The 23,656-nt window shown below is 38.9% G+C and carries 16 protein-coding genes and 1 riboswitch; of the genes, 12 read left to right on the forward strand and 4 right to left on the reverse strand.

Annotated elements, in window-relative coordinates; genetic code table 11:
- Nucleotides 1-83: 83 nt before the first annotated feature.
- The 3 genes from DUT68_RS01935 to DUT68_RS01945 all read right to left on the reverse strand — a co-directional run bounded on the left by DUT68_RS01935 (nt 84) and on the right by DUT68_RS01945 (nt 3,667).
- Nucleotides 84-1,019 carry an ABC transporter substrate-binding protein gene (locus DUT68_RS01935; RefSeq protein WP_113635224.1) on the reverse strand — a complete coding sequence of 312 codons (936 nt, stop codon included), beginning with the start codon at nt 1,017-1,019 and terminating at the stop codon, nt 84-86.
- Between the two features lie 69 nt (nt 1,020-1,088).
- Complete coding sequence (locus DUT68_RS01940) at nt 1,089-1,694, reverse strand: DUF6580 family putative transport protein (protein WP_113635471.1); 606 nt, start codon at nt 1,692-1,694, stop codon at nt 1,089-1,091.
- Between the two features lie 104 nt (nt 1,695-1,798).
- On the reverse strand, nt 1,799-3,667 hold the full coding sequence (locus DUT68_RS01945; RefSeq protein ID WP_198659517.1) for a TonB-dependent receptor plug domain-containing protein: 1,869 nt from the start codon (nt 3,665-3,667) through the stop codon (nt 1,799-1,801).
- 97 nt (nt 3,668-3,764) lie between these two features.
- Nucleotides 3,765-3,958: riboswitch (cobalamin riboswitch) on the reverse strand.
- Between the two features lie 240 nt (nt 3,959-4,198).
- Here DUT68_RS01945 and DUT68_RS01950 point away from each other — a divergent pair.
- The gene (locus DUT68_RS01950; protein WP_237088238.1) at nt 4,199-5,398 is read left to right on the forward strand and encodes a serine hydrolase; all 1,200 of its coding nucleotides are present in this window, start codon (nt 4,199-4,201) and stop codon (nt 5,396-5,398) included.
- Nucleotides 5,399-5,443: 45 nt separating this feature from the next.
- Here the strand turns inward: DUT68_RS01950 and DUT68_RS01955 are convergent, their stop codons facing one another.
- Nucleotides 5,444-6,445 (reverse strand): LLM class flavin-dependent oxidoreductase, encoded by a 1,002-nt coding sequence (locus DUT68_RS01955; RefSeq protein ID WP_113635229.1) that lies wholly within the window; start codon nt 6,443-6,445, stop codon nt 5,444-5,446.
- A 282-nt stretch (nt 6,446-6,727) separates the two neighbouring features.
- On the opposite strand from DUT68_RS01955, the gene DUT68_RS01960 reads away from it, so the two are divergent.
- The 11 genes from DUT68_RS01960 (at nt 6,728) to gcvP (ending at nt 23,489) form a co-directional block, all read left to right on the forward strand.
- Nucleotides 6,728-7,405 (forward strand): response regulator transcription factor, encoded by a 678-nt coding sequence (locus tag DUT68_RS01960; protein ID WP_113635231.1) that lies wholly within the window; start codon nt 6,728-6,730, stop codon nt 7,403-7,405.
- A 127-nt stretch (nt 7,406-7,532) separates the two neighbouring features.
- On the forward strand, nt 7,533-9,053 hold the full coding sequence (locus tag DUT68_RS01970) for a hypothetical protein (protein WP_157960756.1): 1,521 nt from the start codon (nt 7,533-7,535) through the stop codon (nt 9,051-9,053).
- 109 nt (nt 9,054-9,162) lie between these two features.
- Nucleotides 9,163-10,533, forward strand: coding sequence for a sensor histidine kinase (locus DUT68_RS01975; RefSeq protein WP_113635237.1), 1,371 nt, complete (start codon nt 9,163-9,165; stop codon nt 10,531-10,533).
- Between the two features lie 115 nt (nt 10,534-10,648).
- Nucleotides 10,649-11,911, forward strand: a complete 1,263-nt coding sequence (locus DUT68_RS01980) for a TolC family protein (protein WP_113635239.1) — start codon at nt 10,649-10,651, stop codon at nt 11,909-11,911.
- Between the two features lies 1 nt (nt 11,912).
- Nucleotides 11,913-13,007, forward strand: coding sequence for an efflux RND transporter periplasmic adaptor subunit (locus tag DUT68_RS01985; protein ID WP_113635241.1), 1,095 nt, complete (start codon nt 11,913-11,915; stop codon nt 13,005-13,007).
- Nucleotides 13,008-13,084: 77 nt separating this feature from the next.
- The gene (locus DUT68_RS01990) at nt 13,085-16,201 is read left to right on the forward strand and encodes an efflux RND transporter permease subunit (RefSeq protein WP_113635242.1); all 3,117 of its coding nucleotides are present in this window, start codon (nt 13,085-13,087) and stop codon (nt 16,199-16,201) included.
- A gap of 108 nt (nt 16,202-16,309) precedes the next feature.
- On the forward strand, nt 16,310-16,660 hold the full coding sequence (locus tag DUT68_RS01995) for a DUF6370 family protein (RefSeq protein ID WP_113635473.1): 351 nt from the start codon (nt 16,310-16,312) through the stop codon (nt 16,658-16,660).
- Nucleotides 16,661-16,935: 275 nt separating this feature from the next.
- Complete coding sequence (locus DUT68_RS02000) at nt 16,936-17,667, forward strand: pyridoxine 5'-phosphate synthase (RefSeq protein WP_113635244.1); 732 nt, start codon at nt 16,936-16,938, stop codon at nt 17,665-17,667.
- A gap of 85 nt (nt 17,668-17,752) precedes the next feature.
- Nucleotides 17,753-18,664: an EamA family transporter gene (locus tag DUT68_RS02005; RefSeq protein ID WP_237088239.1), complete on the forward strand. Its 912-nt coding sequence runs from the start codon at nt 17,753-17,755 to the stop codon at nt 18,662-18,664.
- 129 nt (nt 18,665-18,793) lie between these two features.
- Nucleotides 18,794-19,351, forward strand: coding sequence for a hypothetical protein (locus DUT68_RS02010; protein WP_113635248.1), 558 nt, complete (start codon nt 18,794-18,796; stop codon nt 19,349-19,351).
- A 1,258-nt stretch (nt 19,352-20,609) separates the two neighbouring features.
- The gene (gcvP, locus tag DUT68_RS02015; protein WP_113635249.1) at nt 20,610-23,489 is read left to right on the forward strand and encodes an aminomethyl-transferring glycine dehydrogenase; all 2,880 of its coding nucleotides are present in this window, start codon (nt 20,610-20,612) and stop codon (nt 23,487-23,489) included.
- Nucleotides 23,490-23,656 lie beyond the last annotated feature (167 nt).

Genomic DNA, 23,656 nt, shown 5'->3' on the forward strand with positions numbered 1-23,656 from the left:
GTGAGACTCGTTAACGAAGGCGCTTGAAAAGTGAAATAGACTCGTTAACAGGGATACTAACGAGAGACATCAAAAACATTATCTTACCTTACAACATTGACTGTATCGTACAGATTAAAGTACTTGTCCTTAATTTCATCGCTTGGCGAAAAAATAGACGGATGAAACATGCAAGCCAACGCCTCGATGCCCTTTACCAAGGTACCAACGCTAGGTTGCGTAAACATATCAAAATCAGCTATAAAAACTTGCTTATTTTTAACCGCAGTTAAATGTTGCCACGTAGGTTTACTGGTCAGCAAATGCAACTCCTCCAAAGTACGTTCTTTACTGAAACCGCAAGGTGCAATTACCAACACTTCAGGATCATACTTCACAATTTTTTGCCATTCGGTTACAATACTATCGCCTGCCGGATTAGACAACATATCCACGCCACCAGCTTGCGCAATTTGAAAAGGAATCCAATGGCCGCAATTGTAAATAGGCTCAATCCATTCCATCAGCATCACTCGTTTTAAAGGCATATTGTTTTCCCTCAGGGTAGTTAATACACGATCGATAATTGCCTTTTGGGAAGCCAAATACAACAAGGCTTTAGTCTCTTCGCCTAAAACCCTTCCAATGGTGTAAGCTGCATCAAAAACATCGTTAAGGTTATTTGGTGATAAGGGTACAAGTTGAGGTTGTTTGCTAAGTTTAGCCACAGCCGCAGAGGTGCACTGCGTATCAATGTTACATACCTCACACAAGTCCTGCGTAAATATCACGTCTGTCTGCGTTTGTTCTAACAGTTCTTGCTCCACCCAATACAAGCTTTTCCCTTCTCGTTTGTACGAAGAAAAAATACGATCTATCTCGGCGCTGCTATAATCTTTACCTTCAAAAATACACCTTACAATTTTAGGTAGATGATGGGCTACCGTTGGGCATTCGAACGTGATACCTTGAAGATATCCCTCTAAGCCCATTTCGTACATCATTTGCGTGGCCGCTGGTAAAAAGGAAACTGCTTTCATGATTATTAATGTAAAAAAAATAGGCTTACAAGTAATTGCAAACCTATTTAAAAATCGTATTGCGTTAAATTATGCGGCTAAAACTTCTTTACGTTGCAAAGCTGGATATTTGCTTTTTAGTAATTGGAAGCTGCCGAACATTACTGTGCCGTAAATTAGCGTACCAGATAAAAATCTAAGTTCAAATGGAATAGCTAACACTAAACAGTTCCAATAACCTAGTAAATCTTGTGTAAATAACGGGTTGTTGTACGGATTGCCGTACCAAGTGCCAATGTTAGATACCAGCCAATGCACTACAGTAACTACAATTGATGCTAATGCACCATTAGCTAAAGTAATATTTCTTAATATGTACTTACCTACCACTACCATTAAAATAATAGCTGCGTAAGTCCAATACCAACCGCTGTACAAAAAGCCATCGCTATAACTTTTGTAAATGGTGTTGGCAAACAAAATATCAGTAATTAACAAACTTAAAACCGGAAAAGAATATGCTTTTAAATTGCTGGAAAAATAAGCTCCCCCAAAAAGCGCAACCGCACCAACAGAAGAAAAATTAGCGAAGCTGAGTGCTTCAGTATTAAAAACGATCAATACACGCATCAACATAATGGCTAAAATAACTACCATTAAAACAAGTGAACGCGGATTAAATTTGATATGTGACATAGTTGATTTTTTTGTAAAGATAAGAAACACTTTAAAAATATCTAAATTAAACAACCACATGGGTAAACCCAATGGAAAAAGCAGCCCATGCGGTTGTGATTGTACTAGTGGATATTAAACCTTACTCCAGCGTTACCGTTGAAACCTAAACTGTTGTATCCATAAACCTCGTTGTATTTTTCGTCCAAAATATTCTGCACGTCTACAAACAACTTCACTTTTGATTTTACCAAGCTGTACTCAGCATAAGCATTTAATAACTTGTAAGAAGGCAAATTAACTACAGCAGCCGGAAAACTGTCGAAATCTCCATCGGTGCGGCTACCAACATAACGATAATTTACACTCAGAAATAAATCCTTAGTTGCTTGTAAGCCTGCGGTTGCACCGTAAGTGTGTTTTGGTCGGCGGAAAAGATAATCAGCCACGCCATTGTCTACGAAATTAAACTCATTACCTTCTGTATAGCTATAAAATCCGTTCAAGCTGAATATTCCCAACTTAAAGGCAGGCTCAATTTCAAAACCTTTAGTTTTTTGGCTAACCTGGTTTTCATAGCCTTGCGGATAATTGTAAATGATGGCATCGGTTAAATCGCGTTTATACGCTGCTCCGCGTAACTTGTATTTTCCATCTGCAAAGTTAAACTCCACTCCCGCTTCGTAGTTTTTAGATTTCTCCGGTTTTAAATTTAAGTTAGCTCCAAATGCCCCAAATAGCATATTTAACGTAGGAATTTTAAATCCAGTGGAGATATTTCCAAATAACTTTACTTCTTTCACTACGTTGATGCTTGGCGTAATGGTGTAAGTCCAGTTTTCGCCGTATTGCTCGTGTTTGTTGTAACGACCGCCAACTTCTAAATTGAAAATACTCAAATCGTGTAAAAACAACGAACCATAACCGGCTAAAATATTCGTGTTAGGTTGTCCCGCTAAATTTGGCAACTTCATATCTCTATGATCAACACCTAACAGAAGATCCAATTTTTTGCCTAAAGTTTGATTGTAATACACATCCAAGAAATTAACTTCTCCTTTCAACAACGATGGATAGGCATTGTGCACATCATTAGATGATTTTTGATGACTATAATTTAACGTTACTTTACCTGAACCCATTTGGTAAACGGCATTGGTACCAAGCGCCAAATTCTTAAGGATAGAAAAGTTCGCCGCATCTGCAAATGGTCCATTATCGAAATTATAGGTGCCGGTATTATACCTTACAAATGGATTAATAGAAAAGTTATTGCTCAGTTTCAAGCCGAACTTAGCATTTACACCATCTGTTTTTAGGCCATCTTTATCAAATGGCGAAGTGTTTCCTACAGGATTTGCTGCCTCAGAAATACCATCGCTTTTTACATGCGTATAGCTGATATTGTAATCGAAATTACTCACATTACCTTGCAAACCGATAGTACCTTTGTACGTATTGTAACTCCCAGCGCTAGCTACACCGTAAACGTTCAATGGTTGCTTAGCACCTTTTTTAGTGATGATGTTAATTACACCACCAATAGCATCAGAACCATAAATGGTTGATTGGCCACCTCTTAAAATTTCAATGCGTTCAACTTGATCAATAGGCAATAAACGCAAATCAAAAGCACCGCCGTTGCCAGAAGGATCATTCTGTACAATGCCATCGATAAGCACTATAGCATAAGCGCTTCCCGCTCCTCTAACGAAAAGCGATTTGTTAGCGGCATAATTACTGGTAGCGCCGGTTACAATAACACCAGCCTGCTCAGCCAATAGCTGCGGTAAAGTTTTACCATAACTTTTGTCTAAAACCTCTGGGCCAATAATGGTTGCTACCTTACCAGTTTGCGATTGTTTTTGATTGTTTTTTGTGGTAGTAATTACTACGTCTTTTAGCGTTGTTACGCTGTCTGCAGGTTTTGTTTGTGCCAAAACCACTGATTGTACAAGCCCTAGGCCTGCAAGCAATGCAATTTTTTTCTTCATGCTGTGTTTGTGACTTTTGATCACAGCCAACAGTTTTACCAGGAAATGGTACGTATAATAGTAGTACAACATTCCAAGCTTCAATCCCCGAAAGCTATGAATTATAGTGCTAAAGGCAGGTCTTCTGACTTACTCCCCGTTTACCGCCTTCCCTTCCATTACAAATTGGAAAGTGGCTTAGAATGGCAAACAGTTGTAGAGCTTACAGCTGCGGGACAGTTACGGATTTACACCGTATTCCCTTTTAATTCCGAAGCGTTACCAACGGAAACCAAAAGCGGTGCAAATATAGGTTTTTGGTTGTTTAGTTGTTTGGTTTTTTTGTTTTTAGTTCATTGGTTCATTGGTTCATTGGTTCATTGAGCATTGGTTCATTAGTTCATTAGTTCATTGGTCATTGGTTCATTGGTTCATTGGTCATTGGTTCACTGGTTATTGGAATTTGATTATTGGATATTAATTCTCGGTACCTATCTTTATCACATGCGAAAAGTTATTACTTGTTTTTTATTATCGATCAGTACAATTGCTATGGCTCAACAAACGGACACCGTTTTCATTAAAAAATTATTGGAAAGTAAACCAGAATTGTTTTCGGGCATCCTTAACCATCCCAATAAAAATGAAGTACAGGTAATGTACACGCAGGTTAACAGAGATAAAAACAACAAGCCTAGCTTTAAAACTTACACCTATCGCACTGATCCTAAGCATTACTTCTACCCTGCGAGTACCGTAAAATTAGCTGCGGTTATTTTTGCTTTGGAGAAAATCAATGAGCTGAAAGTGCCAGGCCTAACTGCGTATAGTACTATGATTACCGATAGTGCTTTTAACGGACAAACCACGGTAAACGAAGATAAAAGTGCTGCCAATGGCAAACCAACTATTGCACATTACATAAAAAAGGTGCTACTTACCAGTGATAATGACGCCTACAATCGATTATTTGAATTTATTGGCAGGGCCGAAATTAATGCGAAACTTAAAAAGTATGGCCTAGTGAACAGCAGGATTTTAAATCGGTTGGCTATTGGCGATGGCGGCGAACGAGAGAAAAACACCAACCCAATTCGCTTTTATGATGGGGAGAAATTAATTTATAGTCAGCCAGCGCAATACGATCCTAAGGATTATCCGCTAGCACTTACCAATTTGATTGTTGGCATTGGCTATATCGATGGTAACGAACAATTAGTAAACAAACCTTATAGTTTTGAAAACAAAAATGTCTTCACTATAGCAGATCAACAATCGTTGATGAAGCGCTTAATGATGCCGGAAGCTTACCCTACAAAACAACGTTTTAACCTCAAACCGGAAGATTACCAACTCATCTACACCTTTATGAGCAAGCTGCCAACTGAAAGTGATTTTCCTAAATATGATGCTAAAGAATTTTGGCCAACCTACGCTAAAATGTTGTTTTACGGTAGAGATAAAAATGCAGCCTTAGATTCAAATATCAGGATATTCAACAAGTATGGCGATAGTTACGGGTTCATCATCGACAATTCATATTTCGTCGATTTCAAGAATAAGATTGAATTCTTTTTAACCGCAGTGGTGCAAAGTAACGAAGATGGCATTTACAACGACAGTAAATACGAGTACGAAACCGTGTGCTATCCATTCATGAAAAACCTAGGCCGTGCCATTTACGATTATGAGCTTAGCCGAAAAAAAGATCATCAGCCTAATTTGGAGCTTTACCGAATGGATTATCAATAAAAAAACTTCTGATACACTTAAAGCGCTAACACTTTTGAAGACTTACTAGCTTTGAAGCACATTGGCCAAAATTTCGTAAGATTTCAACCTAGCCTGCTGGTCATAAATGTGTGAAGTAACCATCAATTCATCTATTTTGGTGTGTGAAACAAAAGAGTTCAACTGTGATTTCAGTTTTTCAGGACCAGCGATAAAAGCGAAATCCAACATTTGTTCCACGGCCGCTTCTTCTATATCAGACCAGTTCATACGCTCAACGGGTGGCTGCAATAATCGACGTTGATTAGTAACAATCCCCAAAAACAGTGTTTTTAACGAGGTAGACAAACGCTCTGCTTCTTCATCCGTATCGGCAGCAACCACATTTACGCAAGAAAGCACGTAGGGCTCCTTCAACACTGCAGAAGGTCTGAAGTTGTTTCTGTAAATACTGATGGCTTCTAAAAAGTGTGTAGGTGCAAAATGACTTGCAAAAGCATAAGGTAAACCGTAGGATGCGGCCAAATGAGCACTTTCTGTGCTTGAGCCTAAAATCCAAATGGGCACATTGGTTCCTTCGCCGGGAATGGCCCGCACCTTACTATCATAGTTATCGTCGCCGAGATATTGTTGCAACTTCAACACATCTTGAGGAAAATGCTGTGGTGAGTGAAATCGCTCTCCCCTAATTTCAAAAGCAGTGAGCTGATCTGTACCGGGCGCTCTCCCTAAACCTAAATCAATACGGTTGGGATACAACGTAGCCAAAGTACCAAATTGCTCTGCTACAATTAATGGCGTGTGATTAGGTAACATAATTCCGCCCGAACCTACCCTGATACTACTGGTGTGCCCAGCAATGTGGCCAATTAACACGGATGTTGCAGAACTAGCCACACTGATCATGTTATGGTGTTCAGCCAACCAATAGCGGTTGTAACCCAATCGTTCTGCATGTTGCGCTAATGCAACGCTGTTCTTGAAAGTATCTGCAATATCAAAACCTGCTCTAACCCCAGCTAAATCTAAAACGGAATATGGAAGTTTACTTAATCTATTTTCACTCATGATATCACAAAGATAAACTGTATGGGTGTAGCTCGCCATTCCTGTAGCCAGAGATGACACTAATTTGAACGAGATGTTAGATTGAGATGATAAGCCGGACGATAACGAATAGATAATATCAATAATCAATAGCCAATAATCAATAGATAATAATCAATAGCTAATAATCAATAATCAATAGCCAATAACCAATAATCAATTCGAAACTACCGAATGAACCAATGAACTAATGAACCAATGAACTAAAAACCTCCGCCAAATATTTTTTTTACCTTTGAATCCATGTATCGAATTGGTTTAGCTGAAGATGATCAAAAAATAGCATCGCTCATTAAAAACGGATTGCAAGAGCAGGGATATGTAGTAGAGATGTTCCATGACGGGAAGGCTGCACTTGATGCTTTTATTGCAAAAGATTTTCAGTTATTGATATTAGATGTCATGATGCCAAAGCTTAGTGGGATAGACATTTGTACTCAACTCCGTAATAGCGATATTAAGGTGCCTATTTTGATGCTTACCGCTTTAGGAACGATAGACGACAAAGTGAATGGTTTAGCTGCCGGAGCAGATGATTACCTAGTAAAACCTTTTCATTTTCGGGAACTGACTGCCCGTATTGAAGCCATGCTGAGGCGTTGGAACTTCAATCAAAATGCGATAGAAAGCAAACTTACTTTTGAAGACCTGATGCTTGACTTACATAGCAAGGAAGTAAGCAGGGCTAATCAAGAAATCAACTTAACTGCTAAGGAATTTCATCTGCTCGAACTGTTTATGCGCCATCCCAACAAATTGCTTTCTAGGCAATATATTGCAGAACAAGTTTGGGACATTAACTTTGACACTGGTACCAACGTGGTTGATGTTTACGTAAATTTCCTTCGAAATAAAATTGAAAAAGGCTTTGATAAAAAGCTAATCCACACCAAAATAGGCATGGGCTACATTTTAAAGTAAGCCGCCCTCCTATCATTTCAATATCGTTTTCGTGTCGTTTGTCGATTTTTTGCGTTATTGGTCGACTTTGTTCTACTTGTTTGAAACGTAAAGTCAATTCTGATCGTCTTAAGACAAAACACACAAAATGAAAACTATTTTTACTACAACATTAATGTTAGCGCTATTGCTAACGATTAGCTCCTGCAAGAAAGACAGGACTATCAATCAACCTCCACAAAACAAGCTTAAATTTGCAATTAACGTAGCTAACTTGCCAACATCAACGCCTGCAAATAGCAATCTCACTGCAATTGTTAGTGTTAAATCATCAACCGGCGAATTGGTGATTACTGATGCAAAGGTAAATTTAAACTACAGTAATGGCTTTTTAACAGATGTACTCGAGTTACCTAAAGGAAACTACAGGATAACGAAACTAATTATTCAGGACAGTAACAGCAATGCTCTTTTCGCTAGTCCGCTGGCGGGTTCTGCAAAAGCACAAACGGTAGTCCAGCCTCTAGAAATGCCATTGGCGTTAGAGAATGAGTTGACTAAAATTTTGACGATTGAAGTGACAGCCATTTCAGATTCAGATAGGTCAGAAGATTTCGGATATGCAGCGGGCAGTTTCAGGCTTCCTCCTCCCGATCAGAATAGCGATTTGTTTAAAGTTGAGATAAGGCCTTTATTTAGAGTTGGTGAAGTTGTTTATGATAGCATACCAGCTTCTCTTCGAATTACTACTTATGGCTTAAACGGCACCCAAGCCGTCAGTACGCAGGTACTTCCAGCTGGTGGTAAAACCATAACCCTCTCTAAAAACGTATCAAAATATAAAATTATGGTTTCTAAATGGGGTTTAAGTGATGAAATGGAAATCCCTGCGAATGAGATGAAAGACATGTCGCTAAGCATTGGTGGCGCCAACCTAAAACCCAAGAAGTTGAAGAGCGAATCGGTTTATCAGTACATAAATGGTCAGTGGGTTGCTGATACTAGAAAAGAATACGAATATTTCGCTACCGGAAAATTATTCCGAATCAATTATTTAAGCAAAGATGTGAATGGCAACAAAGTGCTTGATGCATCTGAGGAATTCGAGTATCAAAACAATCGGGTAAGTGAGATTTATTTCACCAGTACTTCTGGAGATAGAACACAGTATTTTTCTTATCTGGCCGACGGAAAAATTGATAAAATGCGTGAAGTAAATAACGAAGGAACTATAAATGCAACGGTTAGCTATGCAGCCATCCCTGGTAAAAGAGGCATCACTGGCAACTACCAAATTGGCGCTACCTATTCATTTTCTTACAAGTATTATCAGCAGCACGTTTTTATGGATATGTACGGAGGAAATGCAGAGAACTATTCTAATACAACCACTCACGGCAATGCCAAGCTGAGCTTAATCTCTTACGATTTTAATATCAATCCGTATGCGCATTTAGGAGTTCCAAACTTTTGGTTGAATAATGTTTCAAAACACAATAAACTTAGCGATATCTCAAACTACAGCATCATTATACCAAATGTGGAGGCTTACGCTTTTAGTTATACCTATGATGCTGATGGCTTCCCTACTGAACTTTTTACAAAGTACAGAAATCCGGTAACCTTTGCGGATACCCACGTTACTAAGACTGTATTCGTCTATCAATAACCGTAATAAACCACGCTGGCTTGCTAAACTTATATGCATTGCTAGCGTGTTTACTTGGCTATTGAAACTGCGGTAAATTTATAATGGCTATCTTTGCTATTAGTACTCCATGAAACTAAAAGATAGATTAGCTTTATATTTTACGTTGATTAGCACTGGCATTTTAGCTGCTGTTTTAGTGGTAGTGTATTTCATTTTCGTAAAGTTTTTGGAGAGTGATTTTTACGATCGTTTAAATGACCGGGCTTTTATCAACGCTAAACTTTATTTGGAAGCTGATGAAATATCGACCGACTCGCTAAAAACAGTTAAAACTGAATATCTTGAAACCTTACATGATGAAGTAGTTAGAATTTATGATGATCAAAACAAGGCTCGTTTCATTAAAGATCAGCAGCAATTTTGGACTAATGATGTCATCAATCTGGTAAGGAAAAACAAAAGAATTAAACTGAAAGATGGCTTGCGACAAACGGTGGGCATCTATTACAAAGACAATCAAGGTAATTTCGTTATCCTTGCTTCGGCTGTAGATAAAAGCACTCACGCCCGAATTGGTAAGTTGCGCATCAGCATGTTGTTTACTTTTATTGCCATTGTTGTGGGTTTGCTACTTTCCGCTAGATGGATCGCTGATAAAATACTACAGCCCTTGAGCAAATTCGTTTCAGATGTGAAATTGGTTAAGTCAAACAACTTAAGCTTTAGGGTGCAGGAAAGCGCAAACAAGGATGAGATTACTTCCTTAGCGCAAAACTTTAACCAGTTGTTGGATCATTTGGAACAGGCCTTTATTTTGCAAAAAACCTTTGTAGCCAATGTTTCACATGAGTTGCGCACACCCATAACCAGTTTGTTAATGGAAGCTGAAATTGCGCTCAATCAGCCAAGAAATGCGGAAGATTACCAAAAAGCGCTACGTTCTATCATTGAGGATACCGACAAAATGAACCAAATGATCAATGGTTTGGTTAATTTGGCACAAGCCGATTTGGAGTTGGGAAATCTGCATACTCAACACATCAACTTAACAGAGCTGCTGCTTGAGGTCAAAGCCAATTGGGATAAAAAATATCCGGCAGTACCAAGTCTTCATTTGGAGATGAATCATCCAAAGAATGCAGCACAATTGACAATCCATTTCAACAAATCGTTGCTAGAAATAGCGTTGAACAACATTATTGCCAATGCCTTCAAATTCTCTGATCAAAAAGATGTACATGTGAGGTTGCAATCAAGCGATGAAGAAATTTCAATTGCTGTGCAAGATTTTGGCACTGGCATACCAAATCAAAATGCCGAATTAATTTACCAGCCATTTTTTACGTCTTCTGGTGAAAACAATAAAAAAGGAACCGGACTTGGTTTGTACATGACGCATCAAATCATCACCTTATCCAAAGGTAATTTGAGTTTCAAATCTGACGAAAACGGAACTACATTTTGGATAACCTGGAAGCGTGGTTTTTTGGTTGTTTAGTGTTTTAGTTGTTTAGTTTTTTAGAGATTTAAACCTTGCACTTCCAGCTTTCTTTAATCGCTTTTTAATTTCGATTTAATTCCCCTTTAATTCCGCTAAAATAGCTTTGCCTGCAATGAAAATTAAGTTAATATTCATCGCAGGCTGTTTTGCTTTATGCCAAAATTTAATGGCTCAGGATACGCTCAAGTTAAGCATTGAGGATGCCGAAAAGCTATTTCTGAAAAACAATTACCAGTTGTTACTGGCAAAATATGAGATTGAACAGGCGAAAGCTGATGTGATTACAGCGAAATTATTCGATAATCCGGAGCTCAGTCATGAGAACCTCTTTTACAACCACGAAACCAAACGCTTTTTAGAAACTTCTTACGCAACTGGCCAGTTCAGTACGCAAATTTCGCAACTTTTTAAGTTGGCGGGTAAACGAAACAAAAGCATCGCATTAGCCAACACCGCAGTGAAATTACAGGAGTTTGAGTATTTCGATTTGATACGCACTTTACGCTATCGGCTTCGGACTAGCTTTTTTAAACTGCATAGTCTGCAGCAATCCGCTAATATTTATAAAGTGCAGATAGCTGCATTACAACAACTTATTGATGCCTCAAGTAAACAGCTTTTATTAGGCAACGTGGCAGCTAAAGATGTGCTTCGGATCAAATCATTGCTTTACAACTTACTTGCTGAGGAGCTTCAGGTTAAAAATGAAATGGCAGGTTTAACGAATGAATTGAAATTGTTGACTCAAATTGACGCAGCAACGGAAGTACAGACCATTAGCAACAAGTCAACAGAAAACCAGTCGCTTAACAAACAAGCTTACACTACTTTACTAGAAGCAGCCAAAGCAAACCGCATTGATTTAAAATCAGCTCAAACTGCGATTACTTATGCACAGCAGCAATTAAAGCTTCAAAAGGCAAATGCCATACCCGATGTGCAATTATCCTTAGCCTACGATTTGAAAGGGAATTACCCAGAAAAATATACAGGTTTGGGCATCAGCATTCCTATTCCGCTCTTCAATAGAAACCAAGGCGAAATTAAGCGAGCTAAAGTGACAGTTGAAATGCAGGAAGTAGCATTTAATCAGCTAGAGAATACGTTAAAAAATGAGGTTTTCCAAGCGTACCAAAATGCAGAACGAATAGAAAAACTAACTACAAACATGGATAAAAACTTCCATAACGATTACCAACAATTGATTCAAGAAGTTACCAATAACTTCAAAAAAAGAAATATCGGTTTGTTAGAATTCCTGGATTTCTACGAGTCATTTAAAGAAACCACTTTACAGCATCACCAATTGCAATACGAGCGCATTAACGCTCTTGAAGAAATCAATTTTGTTACCGGAACTAACATTTACAAATAACATGTCTCAGTCCATATATCTCCAAAAAATCAGCTTTTCATTATTATTATTTGCTGCAATTGCCCAAGGTTGCACTTCGACTGTTAGCGAAGTAAAAAACGACAAATTTGAAATCACAGATTCACTGATCAACCAGTTATTGATTGACACGGTGCAATCTGCAAATAACCTTAATGTGCTCAATTTCTCTGCTAAAATTGCCACCAATGAGGATCTGCAAACTGAAATATACCCTATGGTAAGTGGCCTTGTTGGTGCTGTAAACGTAAAAATTGGGGATAAAGTAAGTAAAGGTCAAGTACTGGCCAGCATAAGTAGCGTTGAAATGGCTGGTTTTGATAAAGAATTAATAAGTGCAGAAGCTGAACTGAAAAGCACTGAACGAGCTTTTGCGCAAGCCGAGGAACTGTACAGAAGTGGTTTAACATCTGCAAAAGAATTGGAAGAAGTGAAAAATGAACTTACCATCAAAAAGGCAGAACTCCAACGAGCGAAAACGGCACTAAAAATTAACGGTGGAAATGTAAAGGGCAACTACAAAATGGTCACCCCAATTTCTGGTTTCATCATCGAAAAAAACGTAAGCAGCTACATGCAGTTGCGCCCTGATAATGAAACAGCTGCCTTTAAAGTGGCCGATTTATCTCAGGTGTGGGCAATCATCAATGTTTATGAAAGCGAACTATCTATGCTTAAGGAAGGCGATCAAGTAGAAGTATCGGTAATCTCCTATCCTGAAAAAAACTATCAGGGAAAGATAGACCGAATATATCAAACTATTGATAATGAAAGCAGGGTAATAAGTGCCAGAGTAAGTATCAAAAACACAGATTTAAGTTTGAAACCTGGAATGATGGCCACTGTAAAAGTAATGGCGAAATCAGCTATCAAGTTACCTTCCGTAAAAGCAAGTTCTATCATTTTTGATGAGAATAAAAATTACGTTTTAGTATTGGATGCAGAGAAGAAAATCCGCGTACAAGAAATTGAAATTGGAAGAAAAACAAGCAATAGAGCGTATGTAAGCAGCGGCTTAAATGCCGGAGATAAAATTATCGCCTCTAAGCAAGTATTTCTTTTCGAGAGTTTAAAGTAACAGCAAAGCTTAGCCTTCATCATTTTGGCATCCTGATATTTCTTCGGTAACAATTGCCAGACACAAATTTCCTTACAATGAATAAATTCATTAAAACAATCATTGGTTTTTCACTAAAACATAAATACTTCATCTTTTTCACCACCTTTATTTTGGTGCTGGCCGGGTATTTCAGTTTTAAAAAAACAACAATTGAGGCATTTCCAGATGTAACCAATACCAGCGTCACCATCATTACGCAGTGGCCCGGAAGGAGTGCAGAAGAAGTTGAGAAATTTGTAACCCGCCCCTTGGAAATCGCTATGAATCCAACTGAAAAGCGGACTAGCATTCGTTCTTCTTCCCTATTTGGCCTATCTATTGTTAAAGTGACTTTTGAAGATGAGATAGATTATGCTTTTGCAAGGGTTCAAATTAATAACCATATCGCTGAAGCTGATTTGCCCGATGGCATACAACCAGAAGTACAACCTCCTTATGGTCCTACCGGAGAAATTTTTAGGTATACCCTAACGAGCAACAAAAAATCGGTAAGGGAACTCAAGACCATTCAGGATTGGACCATTGAAAGGGAATTACTTTCTGTAGCGGGCGTAGCCGATGTGGTAAGCTTTGGCGGAGAAGTAAAAACTTATCAAATCACCGTTGACCCGCAGAAGGCCATACAATACAACATCAGTGCTACCGAGCTATTCGAGGCCGTTTCCAAAAGTAACATTAATGTAGGTGGCGATGTAATTGTACAAGCTGGTCAGGCTTATGTGGTGCGTGGCATTGGCGTACTTAACAACATCGAAGAAATCAAAAATGTGGTAGTTGATAACCACAACGGCACGCCTATCTATGTAAAAACCATTGCTGAAGTTACAGAATCGGCGCTGCCACGTTTAGGTCAAGTTGGTAGAGATTTAGATCCAGACGTAGTACAAGGCATTGTTGTAATGCGAAAAGGCGAAAATCCAAGCGAGGTAATTAAACGACTAAAGGTGAAAATAAGTGAGATAAATGATCATATTTTGCCAGATGACGTGAAAATAAAATCGTTTTACGACAGAGAGGACTTGGTGAATTTTGCAACACATACGGTGATGGGTAATATGTTTGAAGGCATTTTATTTGTTACCGTTATCGTTTTTCTTTTCATGGCCGATTGGCGCACCACTTTAATCGTTTCTCTGGTTATCCCTTTAGCATTATTATTTGCATTTATCTGCCTTAAACTAAAAGGTATGTCGGCCAACCTGCTGTCTATGGGCGCCATTGATTTCGGGATTATTATTGATGGTGCAGTGGTGATGGTCGAGGGGATTTTTGTAGTGTTAGATCAAAAAGCAAAAGCGGTAGGCATGCAAAAGTTCAATCGCATTAGCAAATTAGGCTTGATAAAAAAGGCTTGTTTAGAAAACGGGAAAGGCATTTTCTTCGCCAAGCTAATTATCATTACCGGATTGATGCCCATTTTTACTTTCGAAAAAGTAGAGGGTAAAATGTTCTCTCCTTTGGCTTGGACATTGAGTTTTGCCTTACTAGGCGCTTTATTGTTAACCTTTACTTTAGTGCCCGCAATGGCAAGTTTATTGCTAAAAAAGAACGTTAAAGAAAAGCATAACATCTTCTTAGAATTCATTACAAAACACACTTTAAAACTATACGATAAATGCTTTAAATACAAAAAGATAGCATTTATAACTTCAATTACAATTTTAATTAGTGGAGCGGTGAGTTTTAAATTCTTAGGAACCGAGTTTTTACCCAATTTAGATGAAGGGTCAATTTACGTGAGAGCTACTGGACCTTTGAGTATTTCGTTGGATGAAACGAAAAAGCTCTCTAACGAAATGCGTAAAATCTTTTTGAGTTTTGAAGAAGTAAAACAAGTGCTTTCGCAAACCGGCCGACCGAACGACGGAACTGATGCAACTGGCTTTTACAATATGGAGTTTCATGTCGATATCTACCCTCGCAAACAATGGAAACGAAAACAGAGCAAAGAGCAGTTAATTGAGCGGATGCAAGAAAAGCTGAAAGCATTTCCAGGAATTAGTTTAAACTTTTCGCAACCCATTTCTGACAATGTGGAAGAAGCCGTATCTGGTGTAAAAGGTTCCATTGTAGTGAAGTTGTTTGGTGATGATTTTGAGTTTATTGAACAACAAGAAGAAAAGATCTTCGACATTTTAAAAACAGTAGATGGTATTGACGACTTAGGAATTTTGAGAAATCTTGGTCAGCCTGAACTTCAAATTGATTTAAGCCAGCGTAAAATGGGGCTTTACGGTGTGAGCACAGCCGATGCCAATGCAGTAGTTGAAATGGCTATTGGAGGTAAAGCAGCAACTCAAATTTATGAAGGAGAGAAAAAGTTCGACTTGGTAATTCGATATCCTGAAGATTTCAGAAATGACGAAACTGCAATTGGAAATTTGCGTATTCCCACTATTTCTGGTGCTAAAGTACCGTTGGGCGAAATAGCAAGGATCAAAAAGACTACTGGCCCCAGCATGATTTACCGCGACAAACACCGCCGTTATGGCGCAATTAAATTTTCAATTCGTGGACGAGATATGGGAAGCGTGATTAGCGAAGCCCAACAAAAAGTAAATGCAGCCATCAAGCTGCCAAAGCCATACCGTTTAGAATGGGCAGGAGACTTTGAAAATCAGCAGCGAGCAAGCAAACAACTTTCTCAAGCAGTTCCTATTAGTTTATTATTGATTTTCTTTATCCTGTTCATTTTATTTGGTAACGCTAAAGATGCGCTCCTTGTGCTTAATAACGTACCTTTTGCTATGATTGGAGGCATATTTGCGCTTTTAATTACAGGCATTAACTTTAATATTTCGGCCGGTATTGGTTTTATTGCTCTATTTGGGATATGCGTACAGAACGGCGTAATACTGATTACCAAATTTAAAAGTAATATTATCGAGCTAAAACACCACGCGAATTGGAGCTTTGCTGATGCTGTAAAAGATGGTGTGGCTAACCGAATGCGCCCGGTAATTATGACAGCGCTAATGGCAGCCATAGGTTTACTTCCCGCTGCGGTTTCAACTGGAATTGGTTCTGAAGCATCAAAGCCTTTAGCGGTGGTAGTCATCGGCGGACTCATTACCAATACCTTATTCAATTTATTTGTTTATCCAATTGTATTTTATTGGGTTTACAGCAAAAAAGTTAAACAATTAAATTAGCTCAGTTGAGCTATATTTTTTGTAAAGTGATTTAGGAAGTAAAAAGATTTGATGTCAATCATTTCTATAATCAACTACATTTCACATATTTGCGTAAACAACAATAACATGAAAAAATTTAAGCTCTTATTATTGCTATTAGCATCCGTGTTAGTTACAAACGCACAAACAAAAACCGCCACAAAAAAAGTGGAGAAAAAAGAAGTTGAAATTGCCTGCGGCGAATGTATGTTCCAAATGGCGGGCAAAGGCTGCGATTTAGCAGTTAAAATTGATGGAATATCCTATTTTGTTGATGGTCGTAAAATTGATGATTTTGGAGATGCGCATGCGGACGACGGTTTTTGTAATGCTGTTAGAAAGGCAGTAGTAACGGGCGAAATTGTAGAAAAGCGGTTTAAGGCGAAATCAATACAACTAATTGAACAAAAGAAAACTGAAAAGCCGAAATCTCGATAACTTGTTCCAAACACGCAGCGCATCTTAATTTATCAAAGCTTTTTTATCTGTGCATCTGTGGCTAATTAAAGCTGTTAATTAGTTCAAAAAACGGAGCGCATTTAAATTACCAAAGCTATTTTTTATCTGTGCATCTGTGGCTAATTAAAGCTATTAAAAACCAAACGCCGCAATAATTAGTACCCGAGATGCACGGAACTACCATAAAGAGAGATTTATGAAAATCTTAATTCTTTTTTATCCCTGCATCTGTGGCTAAAACGTATCTTTGCAACATGACAAAGTTATCGGTGAATATCAACAAAATTGCCACATTACGTAATAGCAGAGGTGGTAATAACCCTAATTTAGTGCAAGTTGCCTTAGACTGTGAACGTTTTGGTGCGCAAGGAATTACAGTACACCCTCGCCCGGATGAGCGCCATATTCGCTACCAAGATACTTTTGATTTAAAAGCTGTGATTGCAACTGAGTTTAATATAGAAGGAAATTGCAAAGAGCAAAAATTTGTTGATTTAGTGTTGGCAAATCAGCCAGCGCAAGTAACCTTAGTCCCTGATGCTGAAGGTCAGATTACATCAAACCACGGTTGGGATACCATCAAACATCAGGATTACCTGAAAGAAATGGTATCGGTTTTTAAAAATGCTGGAATTAGGGTTTCTATTTTTGTAGATCCTGTAGTTGAGATGGTTGAAGCTGCCCTATCTACTGGAACTGACAGAATAGAGCTTTATACCGAAGCTTATGCGCAGCAGTATACCAACAATAGAGAGAAAGCTATTGCACCTTATTTGGCTGCAGCGCATAAAGCCAACGAGCTTGGCATAGGCATTAACGCTGGCCACGATTTGGACTTACATAATTTGAAATATTTTGCGCAAACCATACCTGGTCTGTTAGAAGTTTCCATAGGTCATGCGCTTATTAGTGATGCGCTTTACTTAGGGCTAGAGGAAACGATCAAGCGTTATTTAGCACAATTGAAACCAATTTCTAATGTATGATGACCGAAGTTTCACAGTAGCCCAACTAAGAGCTACAATAAAAATTATTAAATTTCATCACCCGTCTTCGGACATCTGACTAATTTTGACTTTAAAGGGTATTCTTCTCGTTTTACTCGGAGCCTGTAGCTTCGGCATATTATCCACTTTTGTTAAGTTGGCCTACGCAGAAGGCTATAGCTTGGGAGATGTAACAGGAACACAAGCTTTGTTTGGCGCTGTTTTATTGTGGTCAATTTTTCTAATTCAACGTAAAGTACAACCTGCAAACCATCCTAAGCCGGTAATCAAAACGCACTGGATTAAGTTGGTTGCGGCTGGCTTTTTCACAGGATTGGTTAGTCTGAGCTATTACCAGTGTGTAAAATTGATTCCAGCGTCAGTTGCAATTATTTTATTAATGCAGTTTGTATGGATTAGCGTTTTGTTGGAATTTATATTCTTCAAAAAAAGGCCTAGTCGTTCACAAGTTTTAGCAATTGCGTTTATTTTAGTTGGCACAGTTGCAGCGAGCGGCTATTTTGAGCAGACAGGCACAGCTTTAAGTATAGCAGGTATTGGTTATGGTTTAGTTGCTGCGCTTTGTTACGCGATATTTTTAATGCTCAACGGTAACTTAGGAAACGAATATCCACCCCTACAAAAAAGTGCATTGATGATTACCGGTGCATGCTTGTTGATCTTTATTATTCTACCTCCTTCTTTTTTGTTTAATGGAGCATTAGCTGGCAATTTATTGAAATGGGGCTTGATTTTAGCCATATTTGGAACAGTTATCCCTCCATTGTGCTTCGCTTCTGGTATCCCAAAAATTGGTTTAACATTAAGTTCGATACTGAGCTCAGCAGAACTTCCGGTAGCGGTAAGCATGTCTGCCATTGTTTTGCATGAACAGGTAAACTTTTTGCGCTGGATTGGTGTTATCATCATTTTAATAGCAATGATTATCCCAAATTTGGAAAATCTAAAGAAAGCGAATAGCTTTAGTAAAACTTAAAGCCCGCTCTGGATACTAAATCTCTCCCGGAGAGAGAAGCAAGTAGCTTAAACAAAACGTTATGATCCTCCAGAGGGATAGATGCCCAAAGGGTGGCGAGGGAAACTTGACACTATAATTAATGAATTTATGAAAAAAACAATATTAATTGCACTAATTACCTCTACCCTTTTTGCTTGTAAAAATACTTCTACCATTAACACAGATGAGGCAGGTAGGGTAATTACCACCTATTTGAAAGGAAATCCGGAGTACAAAACAACTAAGTTCGAGTTCGGCGAATTGAAGTTTAATAGTGAAAAGGAATATGCGGAACTGGCAAATTATCGCCAATTGGCTAACGAAGGCTATATTACGTTTACCCTATTGAGTGCTAAAAAGAAGTTTCTTTCTAAAGATAGCAGCTACGTTTACAGTGCTAAGCTTACCCAAAAAGCCAGTGAATATGTATTGCAGCAAAATAACGATAAAGCCACCGTTAAAGCGGTAATTTATGAACTTACTGAAGAAAAACCCGTAGATTTTTCCAAAGTAAACGATGCCACTGCTAAAGTAACGGTATCATTAAAGAAAACTAATACGCCTTTCGCAGCATTTCAAAAAAATCCCGAAGAAAACAGTGAGTTTTTAACGAAAACCTACCGACTAAAATATGATAAGGAAGAAGGTTGGAAAGTGAGAAATTAGGGGAAGGATAAAGCCTCCTTTCAAAAATGCCTATTTTCTTTGACAATTTACTGCGATTGCTTGCAACAGAAATACTCTTGTCTTCTTGAACCGTAATTCTGACCAGCAGTGAAGGATTTGAAATTTAAACGTTAAATAATAGATTCCTCCTAACGTCGGAATGACAAGAACCGAAAAAACAAAAGATTACAGCGGATAGCAGGACTGGGTACTTTGCGAGGCTTCCAAAACTATCGCTCTTCGGAGTTTGCAACTCCGAAGCAGTATCGTCGGATTTATAATCCGAACAGCCGTATAGTTAACTTATAGCAAACGGAATTAAAAATTCCGTGATAAGTAGTTCGACATTACAAATATCGAACGGCTTGGATAGATTCCTCCTAACGTTGGAATGACAAGAACCAAAACACAAAAGATTGCAGCGGATAGCGGGACTGCGTACTTTGCGAGGCTTCCAAAACTTTGCGGTTAATCTTAATTGAAATTTTACCGCAAAATACACGGATTGCGCAAAGATCAGCGAATAGCATCACGAATCCGTATCGTCGGATTTATAATCCGAGCAGTTCGTATAGTTAACTTCTAGCAATTGGAATTAAAAATTCCGTGATAAGTAGTTAGACATTACAAATACCGAACGGCTTGGATAGATTCCTCCTAACGTTGGAATGACAAGAACCAAAACACAAAAGATTGCAGCAAATAGCAGGACTAGATGTAACGATAAAAACTGTCGCTCTTCGGAGTTTGCAACTCCGAAGCCGTATCATCGGATTTATAATCCGAGCAGTTCCAAAACTTTGTGGTTAATCTTAGTTGAAATTTTACCGCAAAGTACACGGAGATTGCGCAAAGATTAGCGAATAGCATCACGACATCTGATACTTTTACTATCGAAGTAGCTACGCATTTGAGCTATTTGCACTCCTTTTGCTGAACTAAACCTGATAGCAACGGAAATCCTTTTTGTTTTTTAAGGCTTTCAACTTAATCATAGTGAAGGATCTGAAATTTAAGTGTTAAATAATAGATTCCTCCTAACGTCGGAATGACAAAAGCTAAAAAACAAAAAGATTGGAGTGAATAGCAGGGCTACAGGTGACGATGAAAAACCAAAACCTGTTTTTCAAAAACTAAACTATTTTCTACAAAAACTATAGAATTTATCAGCTCTAATATGACTTTTTATTAAGGATTTGTTACGATAATATCTCCTTTTAAATACTTACCTTTGCGGCATTAAAAATGCTAGCATTCCATGAGCTTAAACATCCATTACCAAGAGAACTTCAAAGACCGCCATATTGCGCCAAATGAGGCCGATACCGAGGCAATGTTAAAAACTGTAGGAGTAAATTCAATAGACGAATTAATTGAGCAAACTATTCCTGCAAGTATCAGATTAAAACAAGGCTTAAACCTGCCGGAAGCGAAATCTGAAGTAGATTACTTAAACAGCCTTAAACAAACAGCATCTTTAAACAAAGTTTTCAAATCATTTATCGGACAAGGATATTATGATACCATTACTCCGGGCGTTATTTTGCGTAACGTTTTTGAAAACCCGGGATGGTATACCCAATACACGCCTTATCAAGCTGAAATTGCACAAGGTCGTTTACAGGCACTGTTGAATTTCCAAACCATGGTTATTGACCTTACGGGAATGGAAATTGCGAATGCATCTTTATTGGATGAGGGTACTGCCGCTGCCGAAGCCATGTTTATGCAGTACAGTTTGCGCAAAAAAGAGCAAGGCAGTAAGTACTTCGTTTCGGAAGCGATCTTCGCACAAACTATCGATATCCTAAAAACCAGAGCTAATCCTTTCGGCATTGAATTGGTAATTGGTAACCACGAAACTTTTGAGCCTACCGCTGAATTTTTTGGTGCTATTGTACAATATCCGGCTGCTAACGGTGAAGTTTATAATTACGGCGACTTCGCAAATACCTTACATGCTCAAAACGTAAAGCTTACGGTAATTGCTGATTTGCTTAGCTTAACGCTTTTAACGCCTCCGGGCGAGTGGGGCGCTGATGTGGTAGTTGGTACAACGCAACGTTTCGGTATTCCAATGGGATTTGGCGGTCCTCACGCAGCGTTTTTTGCTACTAAGGATGAGTACAAACGTTCTATCCCGGGTCGTATTATTGGGGTAACCATTGATAGCAATAACAACTACGCTTTGCGTATGGCCTTGCAAACTCGTGAGCAGCACATCCGTAGAGATAAAGCAACCTCAAACATTTGTACAGCGCAGGCTTTGCTAGCTATTATGGCTGGTTTTTATGCGGCTTACCACGGACCAAAAGGTTTAAAATTAATTGCTGAGCGTGTTCATGGTTTAACAGTTTCATTGGCAGAATCTTTAAAAGCTATTGGCTATAAAGTAAGTAATCAGGCTTATTTTGATACCATTGAAGTGGAGCTTGGCGACTTAAAAGGTGCTATCCATAAAGATTGCTTGGACAACAACGTTAACTTAAATTACCAAGGTGAAAAAGCTACCATTTCTTTAGATGAGACTACCAACTTCGCTGATGTAAGTTTGCTAGTTCGCATTTTCTCTAAAGTGAAAGCCATTGCTACTGATAGCGTGGTGGTTGTTGATGAAGTAAGTACCACTATCCCAACTGATTTACAACGTACTTCTGAATATTTAACACATCCTGTTTTTAACTCGCACCATTCAGAGCACGAAATGTTGCGTTATATTAAATCATTAGAAACTAAAGATTTATCTCTTTGTCACTCAATGATAGCTTTAGGATCATGTACCATGAAACTTAACGCTACCACTGAGATGATTCCAGTAACTTGGCCTGAGTTTGGTAAAATTCACCCTTTTGCGCCAAGCGACCAAGTTTTAGGTTACTACACTATTTTTGATGAGCTAGATAAATGGTTAAGTGAAATTACTGGCTTTGCCGCAATGAGCTTACAGCCTAATGCCGGTGCGCAAGGCGAGTACGCTGGCTTAATGGTAATTCGAGCTTATCATCAGGATCGTGGTGATCACCACCGTAACATCGCATTAATTCCAGCTTCGGCTCACGGTACTAACCCTGCTTCTGCAGCTATGGCCGGAATGAAGATTGTGGTGGTAAAATCTACCGAAAAAGGCGAAATTGATGTAGAAGATTTGAAAGCAAAGGCTGCGGAACATTCAGCTAACCTTTCTTGCTTAATGGTTACCTACCCTTCTACCCACGGTGTGTTCGAAGAAAGCATCATCGAAATCTGTAAAGCAATTCACGAACACGGCGGTCAAGTGTACATGGACGGCGCTAACATGAATGCACAAGTAGGCTTAACTAGCCCGGCTAATATCGGTGCCGACGTTTGTCACTTGAACCTACACAAAACTTTCTGTATCCCTCACGGTGGCGGTGGTCCTGGTATGGGTCCAATTGGTGTGGCAGCACACTTAGTACCTTACTTACCTGGTCACGCTGTAGTAAATATCGATAAAGGAAAATCTATCCCTGCAGTATCTTCGGCTCCTTGGGGTTCGGCAAGTATTTTGTTAATTTCACATGCTTACATTGCCATGATGGGCGGCGAAGGCTTAACGAATGCAACTAAATACGCCATCTTAAACGCCAACTACATGAAAGCTCGTTTAGAGCAACATTACCCAGTGTTGTATGCTGGTGCAAATGGCCGTTGTGCACACGAGATGATTTTAGACTGCCGCGGTTTCAAAAACTTTGGTATTGAAGTGGTTGATATTGCTAAACGTTTAATGGACTATGGCTTCCATGCTCCTACAGTTTCGTTCCCAGTTGCTGGAACTTTAATGGTTGAGCCTACAGAAAGTGAACCTAAACACGAGTTAGATCGTTTCTGCGACGCTTTAATTGCCATTAGAAACGAAATTAGCGAAGTTGAAGCTGGTAGCTTGGATAAGGTGGACAACCCACTGAAAAATGCGCCACACACTGCTGCTGTGGTAACAGGAAATGATTGGGATCATGGTTACAGTCGTCAAACTGCGGCGTTCCCATTGCCTTACGTAGCTGCCTATAAATTCTGGCCTTCAGTAGGCAGGGTAAATGACAGCCATGGCGATAGATCTTTGATTTGCGCCTGCCCTCCATTGGAAAGCTACGTAGAGGAAGAGGCAATGGCTTAAGGATTTACGATCGTAGATTTTAGATTTACGATTTTGCTTAACCACTGTCTATTCGACGATTTGTCAGCCTTCGCTTGTCGAAGAACCTCATAAACATCAGATAACAATAGCTCGAGCGAAAGTTCGAGCTATTTCTTTAACACGCCTGTCATCCTGAGTGCAACGAA

It is taken from the genome of Pedobacter zeaxanthinifaciens (assembly GCF_003313335.1).
Classification (GTDB): Bacteria; Bacteroidota; Bacteroidia; order Sphingobacteriales; family Sphingobacteriaceae; genus Pedobacter; species Pedobacter zeaxanthinifaciens.

Bases quoted from the DNA above. Each gene is read 5' to 3' on its own strand.
- DUT68_RS01935 (WP_113635224.1), bottom strand. From the start codon at position 1,019: ATGAAAGCAGTTTCCTTTTTACCAGCGGCCACGCAAATGATGTACGAA.
- DUT68_RS01990 (WP_113635242.1), top strand. From the start codon at position 13,085: ATGAATAAATTCATTAAAACAATCATTGGTTTTTCACTAAAACATAAA.
- DUT68_RS01950 (WP_237088238.1), top strand. From the start codon at position 4,199: ATGGCTCAACAAACGGACACCGTTTTCATTAAAAAATTATTGGAAAGT.
- DUT68_RS01980 (WP_113635239.1), top strand. From the start codon at position 10,649: ATGAAAATTAAGTTAATATTCATCGCAGGCTGTTTTGCTTTATGCCAA.
- DUT68_RS01945 (WP_198659517.1), bottom strand. From the start codon at position 3,667: ATGAAGAAAAAAATTGCATTGCTTGCAGGCCTAGGGCTTGTACAATCA.
- DUT68_RS01940 (WP_113635471.1), bottom strand. From the start codon at position 1,694: ATGTCACATATCAAATTTAATCCGCGTTCACTTGTTTTAATGGTAGTT.
- DUT68_RS02000 (WP_113635244.1), top strand. From the start codon at position 16,936: ATGACAAAGTTATCGGTGAATATCAACAAAATTGCCACATTACGTAAT.
- DUT68_RS01975 (WP_113635237.1), top strand. From the start codon at position 9,163: ATGAAACTAAAAGATAGATTAGCTTTATATTTTACGTTGATTAGCACT.
- DUT68_RS02010 (WP_113635248.1), top strand. From the start codon at position 18,794: ATGAAAAAAACAATATTAATTGCACTAATTACCTCTACCCTTTTTGCT.
- DUT68_RS01955 (WP_113635229.1), bottom strand. From the start codon at position 6,445: ATGAGTGAAAATAGATTAAGTAAACTTCCATATTCCGTTTTAGATTTA.
- DUT68_RS01970 (WP_157960756.1), top strand. From the start codon at position 7,533: ATGAAAACTATTTTTACTACAACATTAATGTTAGCGCTATTGCTAACG.
- DUT68_RS01995 (WP_113635473.1), top strand. From the start codon at position 16,310: ATGAAAAAATTTAAGCTCTTATTATTGCTATTAGCATCCGTGTTAGTT.
- gcvP (WP_113635249.1), top strand. From the start codon at position 20,610: ATGAGCTTAAACATCCATTACCAAGAGAACTTCAAAGACCGCCATATT.
- DUT68_RS01985 (WP_113635241.1), top strand. From the start codon at position 11,913: ATGTCTCAGTCCATATATCTCCAAAAAATCAGCTTTTCATTATTATTA.
- DUT68_RS01960 (WP_113635231.1), top strand. From the start codon at position 6,728: ATGTATCGAATTGGTTTAGCTGAAGATGATCAAAAAATAGCATCGCTC.